Raw genomic sequence first — 12,868 nt, 5'->3', positions numbered from 1 at the left:
TAGCCGAATGCGCAATCGAAGGCAGGTTCGCGGCTTTGGCTAGTCGGAGGCTGGAAGCGCAGCGGGACGGCCTCAGCCATCCCGAATCAAACTGCTCACTGATGGACAGAGGCGGAGCGCGCCCGTCAATGGAATGCCTGCACTGGAGACAGGAGCATGAGACGGCGCGAGCAAGCCACGTCTGCTAACACACAACACCGGGCGCAAGGCCCGGTGCAAATATCACTCAACGCTGCTTGATGGTCATCTGCCGGCGCTCGAACTCGACGATGCGCTGGCGGTAGTGCTCGATGGTCTGGGCGGTGAGAACGCTGCGCTGGTCATCCTTCAGCTCGCCGTTGAGCTCCTGGGACAGCTTGCGCGCCGCAGCAACCATGACATCGAAGGCCTGCTTGGGATGGCGTGGGCCGGGCAGACCAAGGAAGAAGCTCACGGCCGGCGTGGTGAAGTGATCGATGTCGTCCAGATCGAAAGTACCAGGCTTGACGGCATTGGCCATGGAGAACAGCACCTCGCCATTGCCGGCCATGCTTTCGTGGCGATGGAAGATGTCCATTTCGCCGAAGCGCAGGCCACTCTCGAGAATGTTCTGCAGCAGCGCCGGACCACGGAAACCGTGAGGATCACGGCAAATGACGTTGATGACGAGTACTTCCTCGACGGGCGCCAGTTCTTTCTGCGGCTGATCTTTCCCTTCCTCGTCATCACCAACAACCGGATCGAGCAGCGTCGGTACAGGCTCGTCGCCGTTGAGCTGGAGGTCGCCCTGAAAGGGTTCGTTCTGCCGGCGCTTCTTGCCGGACTCGCGCGCGCTCATCGTCGGCATGTCGCCCTCATCCAGAGAAGGCTCTTGATCGCGATTAACCACACGCGCCGGGCCTAGAAGCTCCGGAGAATCGTCGGCATCGGGAAGGTTGGAGAGGCTGCGGTCCAGCTTGAATTTCAGCTTGCCCTTGCCACCGCGCATGCGACGCCAGCCGTCGAACAGAATGCCGGCAATGACAATGATGCCGATGACGATCAGCCACTCGCGCAGACCGATATCCATTAATGCTTTAACCTCTGAATTCGATGATAAAGACGCAACGAACAGTCACTTGGGACTGCTTCAAGCGCATCGCAAAAATTGTGCTCTAAGCTAGCACGACGAACGGTAACTTTGCACCGTGCGGTAGTTCTCTTTTTATAGCGTTCCTTGTATCAAAAATGCTCAAACACGCGGCTTAATCCTAGGCTTCAGCGAGTGCAACGGCCTGTTCGACGTCGACCGTCACCAGGCGTGAGCAGCCCGGCTCATGCATGGTCACACCCATCAGCTGATCGGCCATTTCCATGGCGATCTTGTTGTGGGTGATGTAGATGAATTGCACTTTCTCCGACATCTCCTTCACCAAGCGCGCGTATCGACCGACGTTCGCATCATCCAGCGGTGCGTCAACTTCATCGAGCATGCAGAACGGCGCGGGATTGAGCTGGAAGATGGCAAAAACCAGCGCCAGCGCCGTCAACGCCTTTTCGCCACCGGAAAGCAGGTGAATGGTGCTGTTCTTCTTTCCGGGCGGACGCGCCATGATCGCCACCCCGGTATCGAGTAAATCTTCTCCGGTAAGTTCCAGATAGGCATTGCCGCCGCCGAACACTTTCGGGAAAAGCGCCTGCAGGCCACCGTTGATCTGATCGAAGGTCTCTTTGAAGCGGTTGCGAGTTTCCCGGTCGATCTTGCGGATGACGTTTTCCAGCGTATCCAGCGCCTCGACCAGATCATCGTTCTGCGCATCGAGGTAACGTTTGCGTTCCGATTGCTGCTGGTACTCATCGATCGCCGCGAGGTTGATCGGGCCCAGGCGCTGAATGCGCTGGCCAAGGCGCTCCAGCTCCGCCTCCCAACGCGGCTCGTCTGCATCGGCAGGGAGCGTGCCAAGCACGCCATGCAGATCGTAGCCGTCCTCCTGCAGCTGGTCCTGCAACGCCTTGCGGCGGACGCTCAGCCCTTGCCAATCCAGCCTTTGCTGCTCCAGCTGCCCACGTAGCAGCTGCGCTTGCTGCTCGGCCTGAGTGCGGCGTTTTTCGGCATCACGCAGCTCGCGGTCGGCGTCTTCCAAGGCCAGTCGCGCATGCTTGAGTTCGTCTTCGACACCCATACGACGCTCCAGCAGCTCTTCGAGCTTCATGCGCAGTTCTTCCAGCGGTGCCTCGCCCTCCTCCAGGTTCAGCGTCAGCTGCTCGCGGCGCTCGATGGCACGTTCGAACTGTTGCTCCAATCGCTCCAGCGCCTGCCGGGTGGACTCGTACTGCGCCTTGAGCGAACCGACCCGCAACGCCAGCTGATGCGCCTGGTCCTTGTGCTGACGGGCATCCTGGCGAATGCGATCGAGCCGCTCGCGGATGCCATCGCGGCTGGCCAGCAGGGTTTCGCGCTGCTCGGTGTCTTGCGCCATCGTCTCCAGCGCTTCCTGCAACTGCAGGCGCGCTTCACCCAGCTGTTCGGTCTCGATCTCGCGCTGTTCCTGCTGCTCGGCAAGCTCCTCGTCCAGCCGACGACGACGCAGCGCTAGCTGTTCCAGCCGCGCCTGACCGGCCGACAGCCTGGCCTTGAGGTCACTGTGCTTGCGTGCTTCTTCCTGTTGCTGACGACGTTGCAGCTCGCGCTCACCTTCGAGTCGGGACTGTTCGCCGCTCAACGCGGTGACGCGATCCTCCATCGCCGCCAGGCTCGCTTCGCGTTCATCACGCTCGGCCAGCAGGCGCTGCAGTTCCTGCCCACGCGCCAACACGCCGGATTCCGCCTCGCTGGCGCGACGCACCCGCAGAAAATGCCGGCCGACCCAATAGCCATCCCGGCTGACCAGACTCTCGCCCTCCGCCAGCGACGGGCGCTCGGCCAATGCGCGTTCCAGCGACTCGACCGGTCGCACGTGGCCCAGCCATGGCGAAAGATCAAGCGCCGACTCGACCCGCTCCAGCAGGCTGCCCGGGCGGCGGTCACCGCCGCGCGGCGCGCTGACCAGATTCAATGCGCCCTGTTGGAAGCCTGCAAGCTCGACCTCGGCGAAATCGTCCAGCAGCACCGCTTGTAGATCTGCGCCCAGCACGGTTTCCACCGCCAGCTCCCAGCCCGGCTCGACCCGTAGCCCATCTGCCAGGCGTGGGCGCTGTTCCAGCCCCTGTTCGCGCAACCACTCGGCGACCCCCTTGCCCGGCTCCATCGCCGCTTGCTGCAAGGCTTCGAGGGACGCGATCCGGCCATTGAGGCGCTGCAGTTCGCCTTGCGCCTGCTGCTGAGCCCGAGTCGCCTGCTGCAGCTCGTCGCGCAGCTGCTCCAGGCGCTCGTTGAGCTCCTCGGCCACCGCGGCGAGCGCCTCGAGATCCAGCTCGCTGGCCGCCAGTTGCTCGTCGAGGTCGAGCATCGCCCTGTCCTCGGGGTCGGCCGCCAGCAGCGCGCGTTCGTCATCCAGCCGGCGTTGACGCTCGGCCAGGCGTTCCAGGCTCTGCTCCAGCTGCTGGATGCGCGATTGCTGCACTTCCGCGGCGCGGCGCGGCTCGGCGCTGTGCTGGTTGAAGCGCTCCCACTGTTCCTGCCAGGCCTGCATGGCGGCTTCGGCTTCTTCCAGCTGGGCGGCGGACTCTTCGGCAGCGGCGCCGGACAACTCCTGTTCCGGCTCGAGCATCGCCAGCTCCTCGCCGAGCGTGGCCAGCAGCGTGCGGTCGTGGCCAAGGTGCGACTCGGTCTCAAGGCGCGCCTGTTCTGCCTCACGCAGATCGTCCTGCAACTGGCGCAGGCGCTGCTGCCCATGCTGGATGCTCTGCTCGACGCGCGCGATGTCGCCGCCGACCGAATAGAAGCGACCCTGCACCTGATTGAACCGTTCGGACAGCTCATGGTGACCGTCCCGCAGGCGCTCGATGCTCGCATCAGCGCTGCGCTGTTCGGCCACCAGCGCTTCGAAGGCGACCTCCTGATCACCGATGACCTGCTCGCGCTGGCCCACCTGCTCGTTCAAGGCCTGCCAACGAAGTGCCGACAGCTGCGCCTTGAGCTGGCGCTCCTCGGCCTTGTACTCCTGATACTTCTCCGCCGACTGCGCCTGACGATGCAGGCGTTCGAGCTGACGCTCCAGCTCTTCGCGCAAGTCGGTCAGGCGCGCCAGGTTCTCGTGGGTGCGACGGATACGATTCTCGGTTTCGCGCCGGCGCTCCTTGTACTTGGAGATGCCGGCCGCCTCCTCGATGAAGTTGCGCAGATCCTCGGGCTTGGCCTCGATCAGCTTGGAGATCATGCCCTGTTCGATGATCGAATAGCTGCGTGGTCCGAGGCCGGTGCCGAGGAAGATATCGGTGATGTCGCGGCGCCTACATTTCACCCCGTTGAGGAAGTAGGTGTTCTGCGAGTCACGGGTGACGCGGCGGCGGATGGAGATTTCGGCGAAGGCGGCGTACTCGCCGGTAAGCGTACCGTCGGAGTTGTCGAAGATCAGCTCGATGCTCGCCTGGGTCACCGGCTTGCGGGTGTTGGAGCCGTTGAAGATGACGTCGGTCATCGACTCGCCGCGCAGGTTCTTCGCCGAGCTTTCGCCCATGACCCAGCGCACGGCGTCGATGATGTTGGATTTTCCGCAACCGTTCGGGCCGACCACCGCCGCCATGTTGCTCGGGAAGCTGACCGTAGTGGGATCGACGAAGGATTTGAAACCGGCGAGTTTGATGCTTTTCAGTCGCATGCGGCCTATCCGTGGCGGTCGACGGGGGAACGAACAAGCGGAGTCGCCATGAGCATCGGGATTCCTGGCATCGATTGGGCTGCTGGCAAGAAGCCGCGAAGTTTATCACGGCACTCCGGTTGACTCGCAGCGCGTCGGTGCACAGAAACGCAGCCGCGGGCCACGCCATGCTCTATGGCGACAGGATGATCACGGAAATGAAGCGCCATTCAGAGAATGGAAGACGAAACGGTCTCAGCCGCCGGTCATGCTCATGAAACGCACCACCTGAACCTGCTCGTCGGTGCGGAAGTGATGCTTTTCCGGCTTGAGCTGCAACGCATCCACCAGGGCGTTGCGCAGGCGCTCGCTGTCGCCCGGATAGCGCCGCATCAGGCTTTTCAGATCCAGCGCGCCCTCGTGGCCAAGGCACAGCACGAGCTTGCCCTCGGCTGTCACGCGCACGCGGTTGCAGCTGCCGCAGAAGTTGTTGCTGTGCGGCGAGATGAAGCCGACCTGCGTCTCGCTGCCGGCCACCTGCCAGTAGCGCGAAGGACCACCTGTGGCATGGCTGCTGCGCACCAGCGTATGGCGTGCCTCGATGCGCTCACGTACCTCGTCGCTGGAGCAGAAGGTTATCTGGCGCTGATGGCTGGACACGCTGCCCAGCGGCATCTCTTCGATGAAACTGATATCCAGCCCACGCTCGATGGCGAACTCCACCAGGTCGAGAATCTCGTCGTCGTTGCGGCCCTTCTGCACCACGCTGTTGAGCTTGATGCGTTTGAAGCCGGCGCTACGCGCAGCCTCGATGCCTTCGAGCACCTGATCGAGCCGGTCACGGCGGGTCAGCTCGGCGAAACGCTCGCGTTTGAGCGAGTCGAGGCTGATATTGAGCCGTCTCACGCCGGCTTCGCGCAGCGATGCAGCCAGGCTCGGCAACTGCGAGCCGTTGGTGGTGATGGCCAGATCTTCCAGTTCGTTGCGCGCACCGAGCCGCGCCAGCAAGCCGGTCAGCCCCTTGCGCACCAGCGGTTCGCCACCGGTCACGCGGATGCGTTTGACGCCCAGGCTGATGAAGGCATCGGCCACCGCATAGAGTTCTTCGAGCGTGAGGATCTGCGCACGGGGCGCGAAGACCATGTCCTCGCTCATGCAATAGGTGCAGCGAAAATCGCAGCGGTCGGTTACCGACAACCTCAGGTAGGTGATGCGCCGGCCGAATGGGTCGACCAACTGGGAATCGGGCATGGAACTCTCCAACTGCGGGATGCGCCTGTGTTCAGACTATGCGCTAAGTACGATTCAGGCAAAGCGACGTTACCAATGGCGTACCGCCAACGCCACCGAGTGGCATGCAGCCAGCCCGGGGCAATGCTTTAATGGACCGCTTTGGCAGGCGACCGCGAAATCTGCCACCCATGCGAGAGACCACGGCCAATGGACAACGACTCCCTGAAAGCAATGAGCTGGCGTGAGCGCCTTTACACCATCATCTTTTTCACCAACACTCCGGCCGGCAAGCGCTTCGACACCTGGCTGCTGGTGATCATCTTCGCCAGCCTGGTGGTGGTGATGCTCGACAGCATCGCCTCGTTCAACGAGCGGCACGGCCAGTTGCTGACCAATCTGGAATGGGGCTTCACGGCGATCTTCGCCGTCGAGTACGTGCTGCGCATCTACACTCACCCCGAACCCCGCAAGTACATCCTCAGCTTCTACGGCATGGTGGACCTGTTCTCGGTGCTGCCGGCCTTCATCGCCCTGCTGTTCCCGGATGCGCAGTACCTGCTGGTGGTGCGCGTCATCCGGATGCTGCGGATATTCCGCGTCCTCAAGCTCGCGCCCTATCTCAGCCAGGCCAACTTCCTGCTGGTGGCGCTGCAGGGCAGTCGGCAGAAGATCATTGTCTTCCTGCTCAGCGTGACCACCCTGATCATCGTCTACGGTACGTTGATGTACGTCATCGAGGGCCCGAGCAACGGCTTCACCAGCATTCCGATGAGCATCTACTGGGCGGTGGTCACCCTGACCACCGTCGGATTCGGCGACATCGTCCCGCTGACACCGCTGGGCAAGGCGCTGGCCACCGTGGTGATGATCACCGGTTACTCGATCATCGCCGTGCCGACCGGCATCTTCACCGCCGAGCTGGCCAATGCGATGCGCCAGGACAGCCTGCGCCACAACTGCCCCACCTGCGACAAGCTCACCCACGAACCCAACGCAGCATTCTGCAGCCGCTGCGGCAGCCAGCTGTTCGAGCCGAGAGAGCAGCAGACACAAAGCTGACACCCGCGAACGACCGGGAAGGCAGGTCGCCGGCAAAAGCGACGAACTGCCCTGAAGCGCCACTGTCACATCCTCAGATTCGCGTCAGGCAGGATGGAGACCGGCATGCCCTTGCTCAAACTGCTGCATTTCGCCGCCCTGCTCTGCTGGTGCGGCTCGCTGCTCTATCTTCCGGCGATGATCGCCGCCGGCACCAAGCGCAGCGAGCAGCTGTTCTACCGCGACCATGCCCACCTCACCCGCATGGTCTTCACCCTCATCAGCACACCGGCCGCGCTACTGGCCATTGGGTCCGGCACGGCATTGTTCCTGCGTGACGGCACCCTCGCCGGCTGGCTGATCATGAAACTCACGGTGGTCACCGCCATGGCGCTCTGTCATGCGCTGTGTGGCGTTCTGGTCCTGCGTATCGAACGTGAGCCGGAGCGCGGCGTCACATACCAGTGCATGGCACTGGGTGTACTGGTGCCGGTTCTGATTGCCCTGACCCTGTGGCTGGTACTGGCCAAACCCTTCTGACTCAAGGAATGACCGCCCCGCATGACCGATCGCCCGGCCCGCCTCGACCATTCCCATCCCGCCTGCCCGAGCTGGCCGTCTCCGGCACGTCGTTGCGACGGCTCAGGGCGCCTGCTCGCCATCCAGATCCACACCGACCGCGTGCTCGTAGACCAGCCGCCCGCCAAGGAAAGCGGCCAGGGAAATCAGCACGGCCGTGAGCAGCGAGAGATACAGCCCCCACATCGCGTCGCCGTCGCCGCGGTCCATGCCCTGGTAGCGCAGCAGCCAGTTCAGCGAGGCCAACGACAGCATCATCACCGCCAGGATCGCATGGCACCAGGCGGTGACCTTGCGGCGGATCTGCTGGACCGATACCAGGTCGATGACACCCGCGATGCTGGCGATCCAGCCGCCGATCGCGCCGACGCCGGACAGCCAGAGCGCAGCACGCCACCAGAACTCGTCGAGAGTCCAGAGGTAGGCCAGGTCCGCCGGCACCAGACCGATCAGGGCAGCGACCGGGAAATGGATCATCATCGGGTGCAGCGGATGGCCCGCAATGGCAGCGTTACTGTTGATGGACTCGCGTTCTGTGGCCATCCGGCCCTCCCAGGCTCCAAACTGAAACAGGCCGCCCGCTCAACGAGACGAGGCGGCAACCCTTTCAAATGGACCACGCTGGCGCTGGCAGTTCCTTCGCTGCTCGGCTGCGAGGGGCCGCAATCGGCGCTGTCGCCGGCCGGACCCATGGCGCGCGATGTGGCTAATGTCTGGTGGGCGATGTTCGGCTTCTCCGTGGTGGTGCTGGTGGTGGTCAGCGCGCTGTGGATCTACGCCATGCTGCGTCAGCCGCGCACCCACAGCGCCGAAGAGGCCAAGCGCATCAACCGGCGCTGGATCATCGGTGGCGGCCTCGTCCTGCCCACGGTCAGCATCGTCGCGCTGCTGGCCTTCGGCATCCCTACCGGACGCAGCATGCTGCCGCTGCCGGTGGAAGGCGAACAGCCGCTGCGTGTCCAGGTGATCGGCCATCAATGGTGGTGGGAGGTGCGTTACCCGGAAAGCGGCGTGGTGACCGCCAATCAGTTCATCCTGCCGATAGATAGACCCGTCGACGTCGAGGTGACCAGTGCCGACGTCATCCATTCGTTCTGGGTGCCGCGACTGGGCGGCAAACTGGACATGGTGCCCGGGCGGACCAACACCTTGCGTCTGCAGGCCTCCCAGACTGGCGTCTTCCGCGGGCAGTGTTCGGAGTTCTGCGGCAGCCAGCACGCGCACATGATCCTGCATGTCGAAGCTCTCGAAGCCGATGCGTTCGCCACTTGGATCGAGGCCCGCACCGGGCGTGAGCACCAGCCGCCGGGCGGCGCCGCCAGTCAGGTGTTCGACGAGCGCTGCGGGCAGTGCCACCGCGTCGCCGGTGTCAGTGACGGCAATCGCGCCCCGGATCTGAGCGACCTGGCGACCCGCCCGACGCTGGGCGCCGGGGTGATTGCCAACGACGCCGAAGGCCTGCGCCGCTGGCTCAGCGATCATCAGAGCATCAAGTACGGCATTGCCATGCCCCGCCACGACGACATTCCCGAAGAAACCCTCGGCCAGCTTGCCGACTGGCTGGAGACGCTCGCTCCATGACCCCGACTCATAACACTGGCGCCCCCGCCACCGACCCTGACCAGCTGCACGACCAGTTCAACGAGGTGTGGGGCAACCCGCGCGGCTGGCGCGCGCTGACCATCGTCAACCACACCAGCATCGGCCTTCGATTCCTGGTGACCGGCGCCTTCTTCTTCCTCGTCGGCGGTCTGCTGGCGATGCTGATCCGCACGCAGCTCGCGCTGCCCGGCTACGAGCTGATGGAGCCGGACGTCTACAACCAGGTCTTCACCATGCATGGCACGGTGATGATGTTCCTCTTCGCCGTGCCGATGATGGAAGGGCTGGCGGTCTACCTGATCCCGAAGATGATCGGCGCCCGCGACCTGGTATTCCCGCGGCTTTCCGCGCTGGGCTACTACTGCTACCTGTTCGGCGGGCTGATCCTGCTGTCGAGCATCTTTCTCGACATCGCGCCAAAGGCCGGCTGGTTCATGTACACGCCGCTGTCCAGTTCCGCCCACACGCCGGGCGTGAATTCGGACTTCTGGCTGCTGGGCATCACCTTCGTCGAGATTTCCGCGGTGAGCGCGGGCGTCGAATTGGTGGTGTCGATCCTGCGCACCCGCGCCAGCGGCATGGCGCTGCACAAGATGCCGCTCTATGCGTGGTACATCCTGGTGATGGCCATGATGATCGTGGTCGGCTTCCCGCCATTGATCCTAGGCTCCATTCTGCTGGAGCTGGAGCGCGCGGCCGGTATGCCATTCTTCGATGTCGCCCGGGGCGGTGACCCGGTGCTCTGGCAGCACCTGTTCTGGCTGTTCGGCCACCCCGAGGTGTACATCATCTTCCTGCCGGGGGCAGGCATCGTCTCGACGCTGATCCCGGTGTTCTGCCAGCGTCCGCTGGTGGGCTACCGCTGGGTGGTACTGGGCGTGCTGACCACCGGCTTCATCAGTTTCGGGCTGTGGGTGCACCACATGTTCACGGTCGGCATTCCGCAGCTGGCCACAGCGTTCTTCTCGGCGGCGAGCATGCTGGTGGCGATCCCCACCGGGGTGCAGATCTTTGCCTGGCTGGCAACGCTCTGGCTCGGCAAGCCGGTATACAAGGTGCCAATGCTCTGGCTGGTGGGCTTTCTCATCGTCTTCGTCGCCGGCGGGCTGACCGGGGTGATGCTGGCGCTGGTGCCGTTCGACTGGCAGGTGCACGACACCCACTTCGTGGTTGCTCACATGCACTACGTGCTGGTGGGCGGCATGTTCTTTCCGTTGATGGCCGGGCTGTACTACTGGCTGCCGCACTTCTCCGGGCGCATGCCATCGGAACGGCTAGGCCGCTGGGGCTTCTGGCTGTTCTTCATCGGCTTCAACGTGACCTTCCTGATCATGCACTGGACCGGGCTGATCGGCATGCCGCGCCGGGTCTACACCTATGACACGGGACTGGGCTGGGACATGCCCAACCTGGTGTCCTCCATCGGCAGCTTCATCATGGCGGTGGGCGTGGCGACCATCCTGCTCGACATCGTGCTGCACTTCCGTTTCGGCAAGCCGGCGCCGAAGAACCCCTGGCAGGCCGATACGCTGGAGTGGGCCACCTGCCTGCCACCGAGCGCCTACAACTTCGTCAGCCTGCCGGACGTAACCGATCGCCACCCGCTATGGAAGGACCCGGACCTGCCAGACAGCGTAGCCCGAGGCGAGCACGCGCTGACGGTAATCGATCATGGCCGCCGGGAGACCTGGGGCAGCGACCCGCTGACCGGCAAGGTCCGAGAGATCATTCACCTACCGGGCAACAGCTGGCTGCCGTTCATCGCGTCCGTGTTCCTCGCCGTGCTCTGCCTCAGCCTGCTGAACAAGTTCTACTGGGTCGCCCTCGGCGCGACCGTGGCGACGGTGGTGGTACTGCTGCGCTGGTCGTGGGAGAACGGTGCCCACCCCGCCGCCGCGCCGGATGCCCATACCCAGCCCGGTGAGCCGCCGCTGCATTCACGCACCTTCGACGGGCCGGGCCTGTGGGGCATGGGCGTAACGCTGTTGGCCAACGGCGCGCTGTATCTGTCGCTGCTGTTCGGCTGGTTCTACCTCTGGACCGTTTCGCCGCAATGGCGGGTGCCGGAGAGCCAGCTCAACGGCTGGCTGATGTTCGCCAGCGCCGTGCTGCTGAGCGCGGGCACGCTCTGGCTGCACCGTCTGATCAAGCGCCTGCGGGCCGGCACGCACCACGGGCTGATGGCACAGCTGGCGTGGCTGGGGCTGCTGGCACTGGCGCAGTCGGTGATGCTGCTGTGGCTGATGCTGAGCGCGGGGCTGGCACCTACCGAAACCGCACATGATGCCGTGGTGTTCGTGATGCTCGCGTACAGCCTGATCCATTGCACACTGGCAGCGGTGCTCACCGGTCTGCAGGCATGGCGCGTAGCCCTCGGTTACGTGGGCGACAAGGCGCCATACGAGCCCGTCGTGGTCGAGCAGCTCTGGTACTACAACCTGGGTGTGCTCTGGGTCAGCTATGCGGCCATCGTGCTGTTTCCGGCCACCTGGGGAGGTGCGTGATGAGGTATGCGCGGACGTCGCCCTACCATCCGATCCAGATTCCGATCGGCCTGATCATCTGGAGCCTGTGGTTCGTCGCCATGTATGGCGGCCAGGCGGTGATCTGCAAGCTCAGCCCGCCCGACCCGGCCCAGGGCGTATGGAACTGGCTGAACGGCAGCCTGGGTGCCCTGACCCTGCTGACCCTTGCGTTGCTGCTGTGGATGGCGCGCTATTTCTGGCGTCTGTCGCGGGCACCGGAGGAACAGAACGAACGGCAGCAGTTCGTCACCAAGATCGCTGCGGGGATTCACTTCATCGCGGCCCTGGCCACGCTGTTCGTCGGCATTCCGCTGTTGCAGATACCGCCATGCCTGTGATCTCCCGAGCCAAACGGCGAGTGCCACCGGGACTGCTGGCGTTGCCGGCAGCCCTGAGTGTATCGACGCCGGCCTTCGCCCACGGCCTGTTCGACGCCCATGTGCTCGACCGCGCGCCGCTGCTGCTGACCGCTTTGCTGGTGGCAGCAGCCTGGCTGCTGTACCTGCTCGGCGGTCGCAAGGTTGCGCCGCGGCGCCATGAAGCCCTCTGCTTTCACGCGGCAATGCTGCTGGTGGTGTTCTCGGTGTTCGGCCCCATCGACGACTGGGCGGAAACCAGCACGGCCTGGCACATGACCCAACACATGCTGTTCATCATCGTGATCGCCCCGCTGTGGGCGCTGGCGCGACCGCTGCCGCAATGGCGCGGGGTCACCGGGCGCTTCGCCCAGCCGCTGTGGACCGGCATCCTGCGTGCCGGGCGCTACCCCACGCTGCTGGCGCTGCTGCATGGCGCGGTGATCTGGATCTGGCACACACCGAAGCTCTATGTGCTGGCGCTGGACAACCTCTGGTGGCATGCCTTCGAGCATGCATGCTTCCTGTTCACCGGTTGGCTGTTCTGGTGGTCGGTGCTGCGCGCAAACCCGAAGCAGGTTCCACAGGCACTGATGGCGGTGCTGCTGACGCTGATGCACACCGGTCTGCTGGGCGCCCTGCTCACCTTCGGTAGCGTGTCGTTCTACGGTGAAGGCCGCTCAGTGGAAGATCAGCAGCTGGCCGGGCTGATCATGTGGGTGCCGGGGGGGCTGATCTACCTGATCGGCGGCGGATGGATCGCCTGGCGCTGGCTGACCCGCATGTGGCGGCGGCAGAATACGCAAGCCGCCGCGCCGGATCTCTGACACGCAACGGC

At 64.1% G+C, this 12,868-nt stretch carries 10 protein-coding genes; 6 read left to right on the top strand and 4 right to left on the bottom strand.

Annotated elements, in window-relative coordinates; translation table 11 throughout:
- Positions 1-226: 226 nt before the first annotated feature.
- The 3 genes from zipA to moaA form a co-directional block, all read right to left on the bottom strand.
- Positions 227-1,048, bottom strand: coding sequence for a cell division protein ZipA (zipA, locus tag PSTAB_RS08750; protein ID WP_013982587.1), 822 nt, complete (start codon positions 1,046-1,048; stop codon positions 227-229).
- Between the two features lie 181 nt (positions 1,049-1,229).
- Positions 1,230-4,718 carry a chromosome segregation protein SMC gene (gene smc / locus PSTAB_RS08745; protein WP_013982586.1) on the bottom strand — a complete coding sequence of 1,163 codons (3,489 nt, stop codon included), beginning with the start codon at positions 4,716-4,718 and terminating at the stop codon, positions 1,230-1,232.
- 234 nt (positions 4,719-4,952) lie between these two features.
- Positions 4,953-5,948, bottom strand: coding sequence for a GTP 3',8-cyclase MoaA (gene moaA / locus PSTAB_RS08740; protein ID WP_013982585.1), 996 nt, complete (start codon positions 5,946-5,948; stop codon positions 4,953-4,955).
- Positions 5,949-6,137: 189 nt separating this feature from the next.
- Between moaA and PSTAB_RS08735 the strand changes: the two genes are divergently transcribed.
- The gene (locus PSTAB_RS08735; protein ID WP_011913004.1) at positions 6,138-6,989 is read left to right on the top strand and encodes an ion transporter; all 852 of its coding nucleotides are present in this window, start codon (positions 6,138-6,140) and stop codon (positions 6,987-6,989) included.
- 105 nt (positions 6,990-7,094) lie between these two features.
- A complete protein-coding gene (locus tag PSTAB_RS08730; protein WP_011913003.1) occupies positions 7,095-7,508 on the top strand; it encodes a CopD family protein in 414 nt (137 codons plus the stop codon).
- A gap of 102 nt (positions 7,509-7,610) precedes the next feature.
- Here PSTAB_RS08730 and PSTAB_RS08725 read toward each other — a convergent pair whose 3' ends face one another.
- Entirely contained in the window at positions 7,611-8,090 is a 480-nt protein-coding gene (locus tag PSTAB_RS08725; protein ID WP_013982584.1) for a DUF2231 domain-containing protein, read from the bottom strand.
- Positions 8,091-8,237: 147 nt separating this feature from the next.
- Between PSTAB_RS08725 and coxB the strand changes: the two genes are divergently transcribed.
- Genes coxB through PSTAB_RS08705 form a run of 4 tightly spaced genes read left to right on the top strand, consistent with a single transcriptional unit; the run spans position 8,238 to position 12,857 of the window.
- Positions 8,238-9,128, top strand: coding sequence for a cytochrome c oxidase subunit II (coxB, locus tag PSTAB_RS08720; protein WP_041771712.1), 891 nt, complete (start codon positions 8,238-8,240; stop codon positions 9,126-9,128).
- Positions 9,125-11,653: a cytochrome c oxidase subunit I gene (gene ctaD, locus PSTAB_RS08715; protein ID WP_013982582.1), complete on the top strand. Its 2,529-nt coding sequence runs from the start codon at positions 9,125-9,127 to the stop codon at positions 11,651-11,653. Before coxB ends, ctaD begins: the two co-directional genes overlap by 4 nt.
- Positions 11,653-12,012 carry a hypothetical protein gene (locus PSTAB_RS08710; protein ID WP_013982581.1) on the top strand — a complete coding sequence of 120 codons (360 nt, stop codon included), beginning with the start codon at positions 11,653-11,655 and terminating at the stop codon, positions 12,010-12,012. Before ctaD ends, PSTAB_RS08710 begins: the two co-directional genes overlap by 1 nt.
- Complete coding sequence (locus PSTAB_RS08705) at positions 12,003-12,857, top strand: cytochrome c oxidase assembly protein (protein ID WP_041771711.1); 855 nt, start codon at positions 12,003-12,005, stop codon at positions 12,855-12,857. The genes PSTAB_RS08710 and PSTAB_RS08705 overlap by 10 nt, the downstream gene beginning before the upstream one ends.
- Positions 12,858-12,868: the final 11 nt, after the last annotated feature.

The organism is Stutzerimonas stutzeri, from assembly GCF_000219605.1.
In the GTDB taxonomy this organism is placed as follows: Bacteria; Pseudomonadota; Gammaproteobacteria; order Pseudomonadales; family Pseudomonadaceae; genus Stutzerimonas; species Stutzerimonas stutzeri.
This window is presented reverse-complemented; position numbering and strand designations above follow the sequence as displayed.

Excerpts from the sequence above, each read along its gene's own strand:
- zipA (WP_013982587.1), bottom strand. The coding sequence starts at position 1,048 with ATGGATATCGGTCTGCGCGAGTGGCTGATCGTCATCGGCATCATTGTC.
- smc (WP_013982586.1), bottom strand. The coding sequence starts at position 4,718 with ATGCGACTGAAAAGCATCAAACTCGCCGGTTTCAAATCCTTCGTCGAT.
- moaA (WP_013982585.1), bottom strand. The coding sequence starts at position 5,948 with ATGCCCGATTCCCAGTTGGTCGACCCATTCGGCCGGCGCATCACCTAC.
- PSTAB_RS08735 (WP_011913004.1), top strand. The coding sequence starts at position 6,138 with ATGGACAACGACTCCCTGAAAGCAATGAGCTGGCGTGAGCGCCTTTAC.
- PSTAB_RS08730 (WP_011913003.1), top strand. The coding sequence starts at position 7,095 with ATGCCCTTGCTCAAACTGCTGCATTTCGCCGCCCTGCTCTGCTGGTGC.
- PSTAB_RS08725 (WP_013982584.1), bottom strand. The coding sequence starts at position 8,090 with ATGGCCACAGAACGCGAGTCCATCAACAGTAACGCTGCCATTGCGGGC.
- coxB (WP_041771712.1), top strand. The coding sequence starts at position 8,238 with ATGGCGCGCGATGTGGCTAATGTCTGGTGGGCGATGTTCGGCTTCTCC.
- ctaD (WP_013982582.1), top strand. The coding sequence starts at position 9,125 with ATGACCCCGACTCATAACACTGGCGCCCCCGCCACCGACCCTGACCAG.
- PSTAB_RS08710 (WP_013982581.1), top strand. The coding sequence starts at position 11,653 with ATGAGGTATGCGCGGACGTCGCCCTACCATCCGATCCAGATTCCGATC.
- PSTAB_RS08705 (WP_041771711.1), top strand. The coding sequence starts at position 12,003 with ATGCCTGTGATCTCCCGAGCCAAACGGCGAGTGCCACCGGGACTGCTG.